We start from the raw sequence: 15,679 nt of genomic DNA, 5'->3' as shown, positions 1-15,679 counted from the left end.
GTCCTTTTGGAAAACCGGGCCTGATCTGCTATAAGCCCGCCTCGACCCCGAAGAGCCGGACATCCCCTTGAGCGTCACCCTTGACCTGTCGCGCGTCTCGTCCGACGCCGCGCCCGCCACCCCCGTCACCAAGCCCCTGATCAACCTGTCGGGCCTGACGCGTCCGCAGCTGGTCGCGGCCCTGGTCGAGAGCGGCGTGGTCGAGCACGGCAAGGCCAAGATGCGGGCCACCCAGATCTTCCGCTGGATGCACCATCGCGGCGTCACCGATTTCGCCGACATGAGCGATGTGGCCAAGGAGACCCGCGCGCGTCTGGCTGAGGCCTTCACCATCGCCCGCCCCGAGATCGTCGAGCGCCAGGTGTCCAAGGACGGCACCCGCAAGTGGCTGATCCGCATGGCCCCGGGCATCGAGGTCGAGAGCGTCTATATCCCCGGGGTCGGCCGCGCCGGCGCCCTGTGCGTGTCCAGCCAGGTCGGCTGCACGCTGAACTGCAGCTTCTGCCACACCGGCACCCAGCCTCTGGTCCGCAACCTGACCGCGGCCGAGATCGTCGCCCAGGTGCAGGTGGCCAAGGACGACCTGGCCGAATGGCCGTCCGACAAGGAAGACCGCCAGCTCTCGAACATCGTGTTCATGGGCATGGGCGAGCCGCTCTACAATCTGGGCCAGGTGGCCGACGCCATCGAGATCATCAGCGACAACGAGGGCATCGCCATCTCGCGTCGCCGGATCACGGTCTCGACCTCGGGCGTCGTGCCGATGCTGGAAAAGCTGGGCTCGACCACCCAGGCCATGCTGGCCATCAGCCTGCACGCCACCAACGATCCGTTGCGCGACGTGCTGGTGCCGCTGAACAAGAAGTACCCGATCGCCGAGCTGATGGCCGGCATTCGCGCCTATCCGGGCCTGTCCAACGCCCGCCGCGTGACCTTCGAGTACGTGATGCTGAAGGGCGTCAACGACAGCCCCGAGGAAGCCCGCGCCCTCGTCAAGCTGATCAAGGGCATTCCGGCCAAGATCAACCTGATCCCGTTCAATCCCTGGCCCGGCAGCGACTATCAGTGCTCGGACTGGGCGACGATCGAGGCCTTCGCCGCGATCCTCAACAAGGCCGGCTATTCCTCGCCGATCCGCACCCCGCGCGGCCGCGATATCCTTGCCGCTTGCGGCCAGTTGAAGAGCGAAAGCGAGAAGGTCCGCGCCTCGGCCCTGCGCAAGCTGTCGCTGGCGGCGATGGCGGGCGTGCTGTCTGACGACGACGAGGACGAGGCGGCTTAGGCCTCTTCCGTCTCCACGATCGTCTTAAGCCGGCTAAGCATGCTTGCCGCATAGGCCGCGTAGGGCCCGATCCAGCGCTCGTGGATGGCGTGGATCGGCAGGGCGTCCAGGTGGTTCCAGCGCTCGCGCCCGCGCCGTTCGGCGACCACCAGGCCCGCCTCTTCCAGCACGCCCAGATGCTGCATCACGGTGCAGCGATCGAGTTCGGGAAACCGCGCGCACAGCATGCCGGTCGTCAGCGGCTCTTCCTTCAGAAGGTCCAGCATCCGTCGCCGGACCCGGTGCCCCAGCGCCTTGAAGATCAGGTCCGATTCGTCCTCGCTTGACATGTTATAGAATTATAACACATGGTCCCGCCTAGCAAGGACGGAGCCTATCCATGCCCTACGAATTCACGGTCGGCGGCCGTATCGCCAAACCCTTGGCCGAGGTCTTTGAGGCGGTGGTCGACCCCGCCAAGCTGTCGGGCTATTTCACCACCGGCGGCGCCCAGGGCCGCCTGGAGACGGGTGCGACGGTCACCTGGGACTTCCACGATTTCCCGGGCGCGTTCCCGGTCGAGGTGGTCGAGGTCATCGCCAACGAAAAGATCGTCCTGCGCTGCGATGCGCCCACGGGCGATACGACGACGGTCACCATGACCTTCGCGGACACGGGCGACGGCCGCACCCTGGTCCGGATTCATGAGACCGGTTGGAGCAACACCCCGGTGGGCGAGAAGGCCGCCTTCGGCAATTGCGAGGGCTGGACCGGCATGCTGTGCGCTCTGAAGGTCTTCATCGAGCACGGGATCAACCTGCGCCAGGGCTTCTAAAAGTAGCGCGCATTTCCCCGCGCACGGGCGCCCCCTACGCAAGCCTTGCCGACCCGTGTTAGTCAGGGGGCTGTAAGTCCACCAGGGTTGATCCGCGTCCATGCCGTCCCAGCTCCAGTCGCCCGAGGTCCAGGCCTTCGCCACCGGCTTTCCGATCACCCTGCTGCATGCGAGCGTGACCCTGGTCATGCTGATCCTGGGCGCGGCGCTCTACGCCCTGCTGACCCCGCACAAGGAAATCACGCTGATCCGCGAGGGCAACTCCGCCGCCGCCCTGTCGCTGGGCGGGGTGTTCGTGGGTCTGGCGATCCCGTTGGCCGTGTCCCTGCGCGCCTCGACCTCGGTGACCGAGATCGTCATCTGGGGCGCGGCCACGATCGCGGTGCAGCTGCTGGTCTTCCGCATCACCGACATGCTGCTCAAGGGACTGCCCGAGCGGATCAACGAGGGCGAGGTCGCCGCCGCCGCCCTCCTGGTCGGGGCCAAGCTGGGCGTGGCGCTGATCCTGGCCGCGGCGGTGGGCGGCTGATACACTCGCGCCTGGAGGTCGTCCGGTGCATTTCCCCAAGCTTCCCGACTGGCTGGTCTATGCTGCGGCGGTGAGCGCCCTGGTGATCGTCGCTGTCGGTCGCCAGGAGCGGTCGGACGCGCCGCCGCCGCCGCCGCCCGTGCCGGGTGAGGAAGGCTTGCCGCTGGGACCATCCTCGCCGTTCGATCCTTCCATCGTGGTCCAGGTGCCCGACAAGCCCTCGCCGGGCTCGGGAACGGCGTTTTCGGTCGGCGACGACGGCGTCTGGCTGACCGCCCGCCATGTGGTCGACGGCTGCAAGCAGGCGGCCATCGTCGTGGCCGACGGGCGCGGCGTCGCCGCCAAGGTCCATGTCGACACCCGCGCCGACGCGGCGGTCCTGACCACCGAAGGCGGCGCGCCCGCTGTGCCGATGGGCCTGGACCAGCCGCTGCGCCGGGGCGCACGCGCCTATCATCCTGGCTTCCCGCAAGGCCATCCGGGCGAAGCCGCCTCGCGCCTGCTGGGTCGCGAGAACCTGGTCGTCCATGGTCGCGGCGCGCGCACTGAGCCCGTTCTGGTCTGGGCCGAGGTGGGCCGCACCGACACCCTGAAGGGCACGCTTTCTGGTCTTTCGGGCGCGCCGGCCCTTGACGCGGCGGGCCGGGTGATCGGCGTGACCGTGGCCGAAGCCCCGCGTCGGGGCCGCATCTACACGACCGCGCCCGAAACCCTGAAGGCCGTGCTCGGCTCACACCGTCGCCCGGCCGCCTCGGAGTTCGCGCCCAGCGAGCCGATCACCACCGAGAACTACGGCCGCGTCGCCGACGGCCTGCGCCGCGACCTGCGGGTGGCCCAGGTGGTGTGCCTGGCGGTTTAGGAGGCGGCGAGGGTCTTGCCCTGGCGGGCCGCCACCATGAACGACAGGACGATCGCGACGACTCCGATCAGGGCCGTGTACAAGAAGAACGCGGTGTAGCCCGCTGCCAGGGCCGGGGCGCTCACCCCCAGCTTGGCGCCGGCGGCCGTAAAACTCTCAGGCGGCAGGCGGGTGAACAGGCCCTTGAGCGGCGCGGTGAAGCCCCCGGCTTCTGCCGCCTTGGCCGACGCCTCGACGATCCGGCCCGACTGCGAGGCGATCAGCTTGCCCGGCAGGGCGTACAGCGACGAGAACAGCGCGTACTGCGTGGCCGTGAAGCCCGCGCTGGTCAGGCTGGACATGTAGGCGATCAGGGCCGTGCCGGCGATACCGCCGGCGATGTTGTCCAGGCAGATTGAGGCGAACAGCATGCCGGTGTTGTGGCCGCTCATGGCCAGCAGCGCGAACATCAGGTTGCTGATCGGCTGGGCGAAGGCGCCGATGACCAGCGCCTTGATCAGGCCCAGCCGCGCGACGATGACGCCGCCCAGGAACACCCCCGCCATCGAGGCGATGATGCCGAACACCTTCCGGATCTCGGCGATCTCGGTCAGCGTGAAGCCCATATCGCGGTAGAACGGGTTCATGATGTTGAGCACGAAGTCCGAGACCCGATAGACGCAGATCGCCGCCAGGATCAGGCCGGCCACACCGTGGAAGCGGGTCAGGAATTCACCCAGCGGCTCGCCGAACGCCTTGGACATGTAGACGCCGGGCTTGGTGCGCACCTTCGGGATCGGCCAGGCGGCGACAACGACGATGGCGAGACCCGTGATCACGCCCACCAGCTGCAGCCAGATCCCGTTCGGCTTGGCGGTCCAGGCCTCGGCCAGTGCTTCGCCGCCGACCAGCTTGGAGAGCAGGGTCGCATCGCCCGACAGGCCAGAGCCCAGCGCCAGCGCGCCGAGCAGGAGGATGGCCAGGCGCACAAGCCACTCGGTGACTTCCAGCGCTTTCGGTTGCTTGACGTCGTCGGTCGGGATCGGGCGGATGGTGTGCTCGGCCTCGCGCGGGGCGCAGAGCGTGGCCAGCACGCCCAGGCCCACGACCAGACCCATCACGGCGTAGGACAGGTTCCAGCCGAACCGCTCGGCCAGCAGCAGCGGCCCGGCGCCGGCCACGATCATGGCGACGCGATAGCCCCACTGGTAGGCGACGACCATCGGGCCCTGCTCTTCCTTGTCGGCGACCTCGATGCGCCAGGCGTCGATGACGATGTCATGCGAGGCCGTAGCGAATCCGACGGTGACCGCGGCGGCGGCCAGGAAGCCCAGCTGGTTCAGCGGGTTCATGGTCGAGATCGCCCAGAGCCCCAGCACCATCACGGTCTGGAACACCAGCATCCAAGCGCGGCGATGCCCGAGAAGCTTGTGCAGGACCGGCACCGTGGTGCGGTCGATCAGCGGCGCCCACAGGAACTTGAACGAGAACGACAGGGTCGCCAGGCTGAAAAAGCCGATCACCGCCAGCGACAGGCCCGCATCGCGCAGCCACAGCGACAGGGTGTCGAAGATCAGCATGAACGGCAGGCCCGAGGCGAAGCCCAGGCCCAGCATCACCAGGCTGCGCCGCTCGCCGAAGAAGGCGAGGGTCTGCAGAAGGCTCTTCTTTTCCGGCGCCTTGGCTTCTTCGGACATGCGGCGATCCCCCAGCGGGGGACGCCCCCCGTATCAGCCGGCGACCTTGGCTCGCGTCGCGGGTTTCGTCCAGCCGCCCGAGACGCCGCCGGTGGTCCAGCGCTTGAGCGCGTCGCGCAGGGCCTCCTGGGTCAGGGGCTTGACGAGGAAGTCGTCCATGCCGGCCGCCAGGCAGGTGCGGCGGTCCTCGTCGAAGGCGTCGGCGGTCAGGGCTGCGATCGGGGTGGCCACGCCCTTGGCGCGCAGGGCGCGGGCGGCCTCGATCCCGGTCAGGCCCGGCATTCGCAGATCCATCAGGATCAGGTCATAGACCCCTGCTGAGGCCGCGGCGATGGCCTGCTCGCCGTCGGCGACGCGGTCGACGATGCAGCCTTCGCGCTCCAGCAGGGTGCGGGCCAGCAGCGCGTTGATCGGATTGTCCTCGGCCAGCAGTACGCGTGCGCCGCTGGCCACGGCGCCGGCGATGCGGTCGTCGTGGGCGGGCTCATCCTCGGCCACACCATCAGCCGTGACCGCCTGCAGCACCTGGGCGACCAGCGAGGCCGCGCGTAGTGGCTTGATCAGATAGCCCGAGAAGCCGGCGGCCTTCAGGCGGTCGATGCGGTCGCGCTGTTCGGGCGTCAGCAGCACCACCGAGCGGCGGCCGGCGGGCGGCTTCAGGGCGCCGCGTGGGCCTGAGAGAGCCGCGTCGATCAGCAGCACCGCGTCGGCGGGCGCGCCGGCCAGGGCCGAGGCGATGTCGACGGCGGCGTAGGCGCGTCCGCCCGCCGCCTCGATCTGGCGGGCCGTGGCGGCGCGGACAATGGCGTTGGGCGAGGCGATGGCGACGTTGCGGCCCTCGAGCGGCGCGGCGCGCACGGGGGCGGCGGCTGTGGCTAACGGCGCCTCGAACCAGAACTCCGCGCCCTGGCCCAGCTCGCCACCGACCCCGACCGCGCCGCCCATGGCGGCCGAGAGCCGCGAGACGATGGCCAGGCCCAGGCCCGCGCCGCCCAGCTGGGTGGCGTGGGTGACATCGGTCTGGACGAAGGCTTCGAAGATGCGGGCGCGGGCGTCTGGCGCGACGCCGGGGCCGGTGTCGGCCACCGAGAAGCGGACGCGGCCGCCGTCGATCGCGCTGGCGGTCAGCAGCACGCCGCCGACTTCCGTGAACTTCACGGCGTTGCCGGCGAAGTTCAGCAGAATCTGTCGTAGCCGGCCTTCGTCGGCCAGGATGGTCGGCAGAGGCGAGGAGACGGCCCAGGCGATCTCGATCCCTTTTTCGTGCGCGCGCGGGCTCATCAGCTCGGCGACTTGGCGCAGCAGGCCCTCGATATCGACCGGGGCCAGCGACAGCTCGATCGCGGCCGCGCCCAGGCGGGCGAAGTGCAGCACGTCATTGACCAGCGACAGCAGGTGGTCGCCGCTCTCGCGCAGGGCGGTGACATAGGACCGCTGCTCGGCCGTCAGCTTGGTGTTTTCCAGGAGCCGCGCCATGCCCAGCACGCCGTTCAGGGGCGTACGGAACTCGTGGCTCAGGGTCGCCAGCTGCTCGGGCGTGACGCTGGGATGGCGGTCGTCGGATCTGCTGTCGCTCATGGCGTACAGGGATAGCCGGCGCGGCTTAACGCCCGGTTCAAGAGCGCCTGGACAGCTGGATCAGCCCAAGCCGACAGGCCTGCGGGGGCCTTCTGTGTGTCGGAGGCGATACAATGGCTTGAGCAATTGCAAGTCAGTCGCATCATTCTATTGCGAGTGACACTCAGACTTACTAACAGACGCCGCTCGGTCCGACGGGGTCGATCTGTTCAGAGTCATAGGTGTCCATCGTGATCCGCTCCCATCGACACGCCGTCCGTTTCGGGGCGTCCCTTTCCGTCCTGGCCCTGCTGGGTCCGGCGTTCGGGGCGAATGCGAAGGAAGCTGCGCCCTTGGACGCAAAGGCCGATACCGAGATCAGCGAGGTGCTGGTGCTGGGGCGAGGCGCCCAGCGTCTCAGGATCGCCGGTTCGAGCCATGTGGTGAACGAGGCCGACCTGGAACGGTCTCGCGTCCTGACCGTCAATGAGGCCCTGCGCCAAGTGCCCGGAGTCTATGCGCGCGATGAGGAGGGCCTTGGCCTGCGTCCCAACATCGGGATTCGCGGTTTGGCGCCCACCCGATCGACCAAGATTCTGCAGCTGGAGGACGGCCTGCCGCTGAGCTACGCCCCCTATACGGACAACGCCAGCTACTCGATGCCGCCCTTTCGTCGGTTTGTCCGCATCGAAACCCTCAAGGGCGCCAGCCAGATCCGGTTTGGCCCCAACACCGTGGGCGGGGTCATCAACTTCATCACCCCCAGCGCGCCGGAGACCTTTGGCGGCGACCTGTTCATGGCCGCTGGCGGGCGGGGCTATCAGGAGCTGGACCTGAAGATCGGCGGCCCGGTCCTGGGCGAACTCGCTGCGATCGGTCACGCCAACCGCACGCGTTCGAACGGCGTTCGCGACAATACGGCGCTGGAGATCCAGGACCTTTGGGGCAAGCTTGAGGGGCGGCTGTCGGCGCACCACGCCATCGCCCTGCGGGTCGGCCACGCCACCGAGGACAGCCAGGTGACCTATTCTGGCCTGACGGCGGCGGAGTATGCGGCCGATCCCCGGCAGAACCCGTTCGCCAACGACCATTTCAAGATCAAGCGCGCGACCGCGGCGATCACCCACGGCTGGACGCTGTCGGAGTCCCTCAACCTCAAGACCTCGGCCTATAGCCTCTGGTTCGACCGCGACTGGTGGCGGCAATCCTCAAACTCCGGCCAGCGACCCAACGACGCCAGCGATCCGGCGTGCGGCGGCATGGCCAATCTGAACACCACCTGCGGCAATGAAGGCCGCCTGCGCGAGTACAACACCTATGGCCTCGACACCCGCCTGACCTGGACGGGCGCGCTGGTCGGCGCCCAGGCGGTGATCGAGGCGGGCGCGCGCCATCAGTGGGAACGTCAGAACCGGCTGCAGTTGAACGGCGATCGCCCCACAGCGCGCACGGCGGGAACCTCGGTCAACGGCGGGGTTCGCGAAAACAATCTGCGCTATGGCGAGGCCAGCGCCGGCTTTGTCAGCCTCAGCCTGACCTGGGACCGCTTGACGGTGAATCCGGGCCTGCGGGTCGAACAGATCGACTATCGTCGGGTCAACCGGCTGAACGGGACGACCGGCGAGACCGACCTGTCTGAGGTGATTCCGGGCCTGGGCTTCGCCTGGGCGGTCAAGCCGGGGGCCTACCTCTATGGCGGCGTCCACCGTGGCTTCGCCCCGCCGAGGGCCGAGGACATCGTCAGCGGCACGGGCGGCGTGGTCGACATCGACGCCGAGGAGAGCGTCAACAGCGAGATCGGCTATCGCAGCGCGGTCCGGCCCGGCCTGTTTGTGGACATCAACGCCTTCCGCATGGACTTCGACAACCAGGTGATCCCCGCCTCGGTGGCCGGCGGCGTCGGCGCCACCCTGACCAATGGCGGCAAGACCCGTCACCAGGGCGTGGAGCTGTCGCTAAAGGGTTCGCTGCGCGAGATGGGCATGATCCGAGGGGGCGACGTCTTCTTCCGGTCGGCCCTCACCTGGCTGCCCGACGCCGCCTTCGTGGGGACGCGTCGTTCCAGCGTCAGCGGCTTTGGCGGGGTCTCGGTGTCGGGCAATCGCCTGCCCTATGCGCCCCGCTGGCTGGCCTCGGCGGCGATCGGCTACAGCTTCGGCGTCCACACCGACGTCCAGCTTGAGGTGCAGCACACCGGGAAGATGTTCACCGACGATCTGAACACGGTGGCCCAGACCGCCGATGGTCAACGGGGCCTGATCAAGTCCGCCACCGTTTGGAACGCCAGTCTCAACACCCGTCCGTTCGGTGATCGCACGACGCTGTTCCTGGCCGTCAAGAACATCGGCGACAAGCTCTACATCGCCGACCGGTCACGCGGCATTCTGCCGGGCGCGCCCCGGCTGGCCCAGATCGGGCTCAGCCAGCGCTTCTAGACGTGTTCTCGATTCGGCGAGGCGGCGAGCCGACGTCTTCGTCGCCCGCCGCGCTGGTGCGCCGATAGGCCAAGGCCTCGGCCACGTGGAGCCGCTTGACGCTATCGACACCCTCCAGGTCGGCGATGGTGCGCGAGAGGCGTAGCACCCGGGTCCAGCCGCGGGCGCTGATGCGTCCGGCCTCGGCGGCGCGGGACAGCAGGTCCCGGCCGGCCGTATCGAGCCCGGCGATCTTTTCCAGGAAGGCGCCCTCGGCGCGGCCGTTCAGGCCATCGGCGGCGCCCAGCGCCTCGGCGCGGTCGACCTGCAAGGCCCTGGCCCGCGCCACGCGCGCGGCGACCTCGGCGGAGCCTTCGAGCGGCGGGGGCAGGGCCAGATCGGCGGCGGTGACGGCGGGCATGTCGACGGCCAGATCAATCCGGTCGAGCAGGGGCCCGGAGATGCGGCCCTGATAGTCCTTCTGGCACCGGGGGGCCTTGCCGCAGGCGCCGCGCCCGGCGCCGCCATGGCCGCAGCGGCACGGGTTCATCGCCGCGGCCAGCTGGACCTTGGCGGGATAGCGCACATGCGCGTTGGCGCGGGCGACCATAACCTCGCCCGTCTCCAGCGGACCGCGCAGGCTGTCCAGCGCCTGGACCCCGAACTCGGGCAGTTCATCCAGGAACAGGACGCCATTGTGCGCCAAGGAGACCTCGCCCGGCTTGGCGCGATGCCCGCCGCCGGTCAGGGCGGCCATGCTGGCGCTGTGGTGCGGAGCGCGGAAGGGCCGCGCGCGCGTCAGCGTGCCCCGGGCGATGAGCCCCGCCACCGAATGGACCATCGAGGTCTCCAGCAGTTCGGCCGAGGTCAGGGGCGGCAAGAGGCTGGGCAGGCGCTGGGCCAGCATCGACTTGCCCGAGCCCGGCGGACCACAGAACAGCAGGTTGTGGCCGCCAGCCGCCGCGATCTCCAGCGCGCGCTTGGCGTGTTCCTGGCCTTTGACGTCGCGCAGGTCCTTTGGCGCCTCGCCCTCAATGATCGGGCCCGGCGTCGGGGCTGAGAGGATCTGGCTGCCTCGGAAGTGGTTGATCAGCGCGACCAGCGAGCGCGGCGCCAGGATCCGCGTGCCGCCGGCCCAGGCCGCTTCCGGTCCCGAGGCTTCGGGGCAGATCAGCCCCAGGTCCATGGCTCCGGCCGCCATAGCCGCAGGCAGGGCGCCGGCGGCGGGCACGATGCGCCCGTCCAAAGACAGCTCGCCCATCGCCGCCCAGCCGTCCAGGGCGTCCAGCGGGATGACGCCCAGGGCGGCCATCACCGCCAGGGCGATCGGCAGGTCGAAGTGCGCGCCCTCCTTGGGCAGGTCGGCCGGCGCCAGGTTGGCGACGATGCGTTTGCCGGGCAGCGACAAGCCCAATCCTGCGAAGGCCCCGCGCACGCGTTCGCGGCTTTCGGCGACCGCCTTGTCGGCCAGCCCCACCACCACGAAGGCGTGCTGGCCCGTCGTCAGCTGGACCTCGACATCGACCCTGCGGGCCTCGACGCCTTCGAACGCGACGGTGACGACCCTGGCGGCCATCGTAACTCCTTGAGGAACTTCAACTTATCCACAAGGAGCAACATAACTGGCGAAATGGAGCAAGAACGAAAAACGAACGTTTCGGGAAATCTTGCCGTTTACGCAGAGTTACCCACCGTTCGCCCGAATGTCCTCGATCCGATTCCAAAGTACTTCGGCGGCGTTGACACCGGTAAACCGCTTCAGCTGTTGGGCGCCCGTCGGTGAGGTGACATTGATCTCGGTGAGGTACTCGCCGATCACGTCGATCCCGACAAAAAGAAGGCCGCGACGCTTCAGTTCCGGGGCGATGATCTTGCAAAGCTCCAGGTCGCGGGCGGTCAGCTCCACCGCTTCGGCGCGGCCGCCGACGCGCAGGTTCGAGCGGACCTGGCCGCTGGCCGGCACACGGTTGATCGCGCCCACGGGCTCGCCGTCGACCAGCAGAACGCGCTTGTCGCCCTTGCTGACGGCGGGAACGAACTTCTGGGCGATGACCTGCTCGCGGCCGATCATCGCATGCAGTTCCAGGAGGGCGTCGAGATTGGGGTCGTCGGCCAGCAGACGCGCCACGCCCGAGCCGCCGCCGCCATAAAGGGGCTTGAGCACAATGTCGCCGTGCCGGGCGCGGAAATCGTAGATCGCCTCGTGGTCGCTGGTGATCAGGGTCGGCGGCTGCACGCCCGGAAAGTCGGTGACGAACAGCTTTTCAGGCGCGTTGCGCACCTCGGCCGGGTTGTTCACGACCAGGGTGTGCGGGTGGACCTTCTCCAGGAAGTGCGTGGCCGTGATGTAGGCCATGTCGAACGGCGGATCCTGGCGCATCAGCACGACGTCGATGTCGTCCTTCATGTCCAGCATCACGGTCTCGCCCAGCCTGGCGTGCGCGCCCTTGTCGGCGAACACCTCGACCGGCTGGGCGCGGGCGAACACCCGGCCGTCTTCCTGCGAGAGTTTGTCGGGAGTGTAGAACCACAGCTTATGGCCCCGGCTCTGGGCTTCCATCATCATCAGGAAGGACGTGTCGGTGTCGATATTGATCCCCAGGATGGGATCCATCTGGACGGCGACTCGCAGCGACATGGGGGCTCCTGGGGTTCTGGGTCTGGAGCCTAGTTAAGCCGTTTTGGCCGGAACGCTAGTTCAGTCGCAGCCTGACCCGCTCGCGGGCGGCCCGGGCGGCGATCGCCGCGCCGCCGTCGAGAATCTGGGCGCGGGACAACGCCTGCAGCGCGCCGGCCAGAGCGCCCTGGCCCTCACGGGCGGCGGCGACGTCCAGCCAGGGGCGGTGGTCCTTGGGATTGAGCAGGGCCCGGCGCAGGGCCGAGCGCTCGGCGCGGGGCCAGTCCTTGGCCTGCTGGGCGCGGGCGAAGATGTTGTTCTGCAGGCGGATCAGCACGGCGCGGTCGCTGATCGGGGCCATCAGAAGCTCAAGCCGCGCGGCGACGTCGGGCATCAGCCCCGTGCGCAGGGCCCGGCGCGACAGCTCGGACGGCAGCACCACCCGGCCTTCGCTGAACGGGTCGAGCGCCAGCGGGCCCTCGTCGGTCTCGATCCGCAGCAGGAAGTGTCCGGGGAAGTCGACGCCGTAGAGCTCCAGCCCCACGGCGCGGGCGGCGTGCAGGTAGAAGACGCCCAGCGCCACGGGCAGGCCCCTACGACGGTGGGCGATGGCGATGACGTCGGCGTTGTCGGGGTGATCATAGGTGATCACGTCGCCGGTCAGGCGCAGGTCGCCCGCCAGGGTCTCGGCCACGGCCTCTTCGGGTGACTCGCTCTCGGCGCGGCGGCGCAGACGCTCGACGGCGTCACGGGCCAGATCGACGGCGGCCTTGGTGTCGCGGCTGGGGTCATCGTGCACGGCGCAGGCCAGGGCGGCCTCGAACAGCGGAAAGCCCTCGTCGGGGCCTTCGCCCGCCTTGATCAGGATCGCCTCGGCCTCTTCCCGGGTCATCTCAGGCTCCGCCCCAGGCGTCGGGAAGGTGTCGCGGCGGCCTGCCGGGCGCCATTGCAATGAGGTCCAGCCGCACCAGCAGGTCGCGCAGTCCGGCGCGGTGCGCGGCCAGATGCGTTGCGGCGCGGCGCAGGCGCTCTCTCTGGGTCGGCTTCACGGCGTCCAGTGCGTCCTCGATGGTGGTGCGTTGCTTGACTTCGACAACGGCCAGCACCTTGCCACGTTGCGCCAGGAGGTCGATTTCGCCAAGCGGCGTCGCCAGCCGGAAGCCGAGGATGCGGTAGCCCTTGGCCATCAGCCAGAGCGCGGCGATGACCTCGGCGCGGCGCCCGACCTTACGCGCGGCGGTCCCGCGCGCCTGGCGAACGCCGGCCGCCATCAGGCCTGCTCCTTCAGCGCCAGCGCCTGGCGGTAGAGATCCTTGCGCGACAGGCCCAGCGCCTTGGCCACTTCCGAGGCCGCCTCGCCCAGCGGCAGGCGGGCCATGGCTTCGCGCAGGGCGGCCTCTGCGTCGTCGGCGCTGGCGACCTTTTCGACCCCGGGCCCGACCAGGATCACGATCTCGCCTTTCGGGGCGTCGAAGCGCGGATCGGCGGCCAGGTCGCTGAGCGGGCCGCGCACGCAGGTTTCATAGAGCTTGGTCAGTTCGCGGCACACCGCAGCAGGGCGATCAGCGCCGAACACGGCCGCCATGTCGGCCAGGCAGTCGGCGACCCGCGAGGCGCCCTCATAGAAGATCAGCGTGGCGCGGGTGTTGGCGAACTCCTCGAAGAAGGTCCGACGCGCGGCGCTCTTGGGGGGCGGGAAGCCGGCGAACAGGAACCGCTCGGTGGGCAGACCGGCCAGGGTCAGGGCGGCGAGCGCGGCCGAGGCGCCGGGGATCGGGATCACGTCATGGCCGGCGGCGATCGCCTCGCGGGCCAGGCGATAGCCGGGGTCGGAGACCATCGGCGTGCCCGCGTCCGAGACCAGCGCCACGCGCTCGCCGGCGGCCAGACGCTCAAGGATTCCGGGGATCGCCCGCTCGGCGACGTGCTCGTCATGGCGTTCCAGCCGGGTCCTGATCCCGTAGGCCGACAACAGCTTGCCGGTCACCCGGGTGTCTTCGGCCAGCAGCACGTCGCAGCCGGCCAGCACGTCCAGGGCCCTCAGGGTGATGTCGCGCAGATTGCCGATCGGCGTCGCCACCAGATAGAGGCCGGGCGCCAGGGGCGCGTCGGACAAGGCTGGCGGGGGAAGCAGACGACTCAAGAGCGCGGTGTCCTTCGGTTGAGTCAAACCCATATCAGGTTGCGAGCGCGCCTGTCAGCCGATCCAGCACCAGCCGGCCCGCGCGCGTCGCCCTCAGCCGCGCGCGATCCTCTACCAGAAGGCCGGTCTCGACCAGATCGCGGACCTTGGCGACGTCCGGGTCAAGGCCCAGGATCGCGACCTCGTCAAAGCCGACCCCGGCGTCGATCCGCATCCCCAGAACCAGTCGCTCCAGGGCCGCGTCCTCGGGCGTGAGGATCTCCGACTGAAAGCCGACGCCGTGATCGCCGACGGCGGCGATGTAGTCCTTGATGGCGCGATGGGCGGTGGTGGCGGCGCGGCCCTCGGGCAGGGCCAGGCGGCCATGCGCCCCCGGCCCGACGCCGACATAGTCGACGCCCCGCCAGTAGACGAGATTGTGCCGCGCGCGGGCGGCCTCGCCTCGGGCGTGGTTGGAGACCTCGTAGGCGTCGAAGCCGGCGGCCTCGAGGATTTCCTGGGTGGTCTCGAACAGAGTGGCGGCCAGGTCCTCGTCGGGCGTGACCAGGGTTCCGCGCCCGACCGCGCGGTCAAAGGCGGTGCCGGGCTCGATGGTCAGCTGGTAGGGCGAGACGTGCTCGGGGCCCAGAGCGATCGCTTCGGAGAGCTCGGCGCGCCAGGCCGCATCGGTCTGGCCCGGGCGGGCGTAGATCAGGTCGATCGACAGGCGGGGAAAGGCCCGGGCTGCTGCGGCTATGGCTCGCCGCGCCGCGCCGGCGTCGTGGTTACGGCCCAGCGCCTTGAGAGAAGCGTCATCCAGCGCCTGCACGCCCAGCGACAGGCGCTGAACCCCGGCGGCGGCGAGGGCCGCGAAGCGATCGGTCTCGGCGTCGGTGGGGTTGGCTTCCAGGCTAATTTCAAGATCGTCGGCCGGCGACCACAGACGCTTGGCGGTCTCGATCACCCGCGCCACCTGCGCCGGGTCCATCAGCGAGGGCGTGCCGCCGCCGAAGAAGATCGACAGCAGACGACGCTCGCCGGTCAGGGCGCGCTGGGCTTCCAGGTCCGCGACGATGGCGTCCGCCAGGGCCCGCTGCTCGTCGGTCCGCCCGCGATCGCGCACGACATTGAAGTCGCAATAGGGGCAGATTCGCGCGCAGTAGGGCCAGTGGACATAGATCCCCACAGCCTCGGCGCGGGGATCAGTCAAACAGGGCCGCCTTCAGCTTGGCGAAGGCGCGGGCCCTATGGCTCATGGCGTCCTTGGCGGCCGGCTCCATCTCGCCGAAGGTCAGGGCGTGGCCCTCGGGGACGAAGATCGGATCATAGCCAAAGCCGCGCGTCCCGCGTCCCGGGAACACCAGGGTTCCATCCACGCGGCCTTCGACCACGACCGCCGGGCCGTTCGGCCAGGCCACGGCCAGGGCCGAGGTGAACCAGGCGGTGCGATCGTCCGACGCGGTCTCTTCCAGGCGCTCCTCGACCTTCTTCATGGCCAGGGCGAAGTCCTTGCCCGGACCGGCCCAGCGGGCGGAGAAGATGCCCGGCGCGCCGTCCAGCGCGGTGACCGACAGGCCCGAATCATCCGCCAGGGCGGGCAGGCCCGACAGGTCTGCGGCGTGGCGGGCCTTCAGCAGCGCGTTGCCGACGAAGGTGCTCTCGGTTTCGTCCGGTTCGGGCAGGCCCAACTGGCCGGCGGTGACGATCTCGAACCGGCCATCCAGCAAGGCGGCGATCTCGGGGACCTTGCCAGGATTGTGGGTGGCGGCCACAAGCTTTGCTCCCACTTCAAGCTTCAGCGCCATTCGT

Annotated in this window: 15 protein-coding genes; 5 read left to right on the top strand and 10 right to left on the bottom strand. The window is 69.3% G+C overall.

Annotation, left to right across the window (positions count from 1 at the left end):
- Positions 1-67 precede the first annotated feature (67 nt).
- The gene (gene rlmN, locus CVUC_RS07585) at positions 68-1,282 is read left to right on the top strand and encodes a 23S rRNA (adenine(2503)-C(2))-methyltransferase RlmN (protein ID WP_096032176.1); all 1,215 of its coding nucleotides are present in this window, start codon (positions 68-70) and stop codon (positions 1,280-1,282) included.
- Here rlmN and CVUC_RS07580 read toward each other — a convergent pair.
- Entirely contained in the window at positions 1,279-1,611 is a 333-nt protein-coding gene (locus tag CVUC_RS07580; RefSeq protein ID WP_096032177.1) for an ArsR/SmtB family transcription factor, read from the bottom strand. The two genes, rlmN and CVUC_RS07580, sit on opposite strands and share 4 nt — an antisense overlap.
- Positions 1,612-1,661: 50 nt before the next feature.
- Between CVUC_RS07580 and CVUC_RS07575 the strand changes: the two genes are divergently transcribed.
- The 3 genes from CVUC_RS07575 (at position 1,662) to CVUC_RS07565 (ending at position 3,484) form a co-directional block, all read left to right on the top strand.
- Positions 1,662-2,096, top strand: coding sequence for an SRPBCC domain-containing protein (locus CVUC_RS07575; RefSeq protein WP_096032178.1), 435 nt, complete (start codon positions 1,662-1,664; stop codon positions 2,094-2,096).
- Between the two features lie 100 nt (positions 2,097-2,196).
- A complete protein-coding gene (locus CVUC_RS07570) occupies positions 2,197-2,625 on the top strand; it encodes a DUF350 domain-containing protein (RefSeq protein ID WP_010918024.1) in 429 nt (142 codons plus the stop codon).
- Between the two features lie 25 nt (positions 2,626-2,650).
- A complete protein-coding gene (locus CVUC_RS07565; RefSeq protein WP_096032179.1) occupies positions 2,651-3,484 on the top strand; it encodes a S1 family peptidase in 834 nt (277 codons plus the stop codon).
- Here the strand turns inward: CVUC_RS07565 and CVUC_RS07560 are convergent.
- Positions 3,481-5,160: an AmpG family muropeptide MFS transporter gene (locus CVUC_RS07560; RefSeq protein ID WP_096032180.1), complete on the bottom strand. Its 1,680-nt coding sequence runs from the start codon at positions 5,158-5,160 to the stop codon at positions 3,481-3,483. The two genes, CVUC_RS07565 and CVUC_RS07560, sit on opposite strands and share 4 nt — an antisense overlap.
- Positions 5,161-5,193: 33 nt before the next feature.
- On the bottom strand, positions 5,194-6,738 hold the full coding sequence (locus tag CVUC_RS07555; protein ID WP_096032181.1) for a response regulator: 1,545 nt from the start codon (positions 6,736-6,738) through the stop codon (positions 5,194-5,196).
- A 221-nt stretch (positions 6,739-6,959) separates the two neighbouring features.
- Here CVUC_RS07555 and CVUC_RS07550 point away from each other — a divergent pair, with 221 nt between their 5' ends.
- Positions 6,960-9,152 (top strand): TonB-dependent receptor family protein, encoded by a 2,193-nt coding sequence (locus CVUC_RS07550; protein ID WP_096032182.1) that lies wholly within the window; start codon positions 6,960-6,962, stop codon positions 9,150-9,152.
- Here CVUC_RS07550 and CVUC_RS07545 read toward each other — a convergent pair.
- From CVUC_RS07545 to rdgB, 7 genes are all read right to left on the bottom strand, one after another.
- Positions 9,136-10,707 (bottom strand): YifB family Mg chelatase-like AAA ATPase, encoded by a 1,572-nt coding sequence (locus tag CVUC_RS07545; RefSeq protein ID WP_096032183.1) that lies wholly within the window; start codon positions 10,705-10,707, stop codon positions 9,136-9,138. The genes CVUC_RS07550 and CVUC_RS07545 overlap by 17 nt on opposite strands.
- A gap of 108 nt (positions 10,708-10,815) precedes the next feature.
- Positions 10,816-11,769 (bottom strand): glutathione synthase, encoded by a 954-nt coding sequence (gene gshB, locus CVUC_RS07540; RefSeq protein ID WP_010918030.1) that lies wholly within the window; start codon positions 11,767-11,769, stop codon positions 10,816-10,818.
- 55 nt (positions 11,770-11,824) lie between these two features.
- Positions 11,825-12,640: a SirB1 family protein gene (locus CVUC_RS07535; RefSeq protein ID WP_010918031.1), complete on the bottom strand. Its 816-nt coding sequence runs from the start codon at positions 12,638-12,640 to the stop codon at positions 11,825-11,827.
- Between the two features lies 1 nt (position 12,641).
- The gene (locus CVUC_RS07530; protein ID WP_096032184.1) at positions 12,642-13,019 is read right to left on the bottom strand and encodes a YraN family protein; all 378 of its coding nucleotides are present in this window, start codon (positions 13,017-13,019) and stop codon (positions 12,642-12,644) included.
- Positions 13,019-13,891 (bottom strand): 16S rRNA (cytidine(1402)-2'-O)-methyltransferase, encoded by an 873-nt coding sequence (gene rsmI / locus CVUC_RS07525; protein ID WP_096034709.1) that lies wholly within the window; start codon positions 13,889-13,891, stop codon positions 13,019-13,021. The genes CVUC_RS07530 and rsmI overlap by 1 nt, the downstream gene beginning before the upstream one ends.
- Before the next feature lie 34 nt (positions 13,892-13,925).
- Positions 13,926-15,080 carry a radical SAM family heme chaperone HemW gene (hemW, locus tag CVUC_RS07520; RefSeq protein WP_096032185.1) on the bottom strand — a complete coding sequence of 385 codons (1,155 nt, stop codon included), beginning with the start codon at positions 15,078-15,080 and terminating at the stop codon, positions 13,926-13,928.
- A complete protein-coding gene (gene rdgB, locus CVUC_RS07515) occupies positions 15,073-15,675 on the bottom strand; it encodes an RdgB/HAM1 family non-canonical purine NTP pyrophosphatase (RefSeq protein WP_012639888.1) in 603 nt (200 codons plus the stop codon). Before rdgB ends, hemW begins: the two co-directional genes overlap by 8 nt.
- Between the last annotated feature and the right edge of the window lie 4 nt (positions 15,676-15,679).

The sequence above is a fragment of the Caulobacter vibrioides genome, from assembly GCF_002858865.1.
GTDB classification, from domain to species: Bacteria; Pseudomonadota; Alphaproteobacteria; order Caulobacterales; family Caulobacteraceae; genus Caulobacter; species Caulobacter vibrioides.
This window is presented reverse-complemented; position numbering and strand designations above follow the sequence as displayed.

Bases quoted from the DNA above. Each gene is read 5' to 3' on its own strand.
- CVUC_RS07580 (WP_096032177.1), bottom strand. From the start codon at position 1,611: ATGTCAAGCGAGGACGAATCGGACCTGATCTTCAAGGCGCTGGGGCAC.
- CVUC_RS07575 (WP_096032178.1), top strand. From the start codon at position 1,662: ATGCCCTACGAATTCACGGTCGGCGGCCGTATCGCCAAACCCTTGGCC.
- CVUC_RS07570 (WP_010918024.1), top strand. From the start codon at position 2,197: ATGCCGTCCCAGCTCCAGTCGCCCGAGGTCCAGGCCTTCGCCACCGGC.
- CVUC_RS07560 (WP_096032180.1), bottom strand. From the start codon at position 5,160: ATGTCCGAAGAAGCCAAGGCGCCGGAAAAGAAGAGCCTTCTGCAGACC.
- CVUC_RS07555 (WP_096032181.1), bottom strand. From the start codon at position 6,738: ATGAGCGACAGCAGATCCGACGACCGCCATCCCAGCGTCACGCCCGAG.
- CVUC_RS07545 (WP_096032183.1), bottom strand. From the start codon at position 10,707: ATGGCCGCCAGGGTCGTCACCGTCGCGTTCGAAGGCGTCGAGGCCCGC.
- gshB (WP_010918030.1), bottom strand. From the start codon at position 11,769: ATGTCGCTGCGAGTCGCCGTCCAGATGGATCCCATCCTGGGGATCAAT.
- CVUC_RS07535 (WP_010918031.1), bottom strand. From the start codon at position 12,640: ATGACCCGGGAAGAGGCCGAGGCGATCCTGATCAAGGCGGGCGAAGGC.
- CVUC_RS07530 (WP_096032184.1), bottom strand. From the start codon at position 13,019: ATGGCGGCCGGCGTTCGCCAGGCGCGCGGGACCGCCGCGCGTAAGGTC.
- rdgB (WP_012639888.1), bottom strand. From the start codon at position 15,675: ATGGCGCTGAAGCTTGAAGTGGGAGCAAAGCTTGTGGCCGCCACCCAC.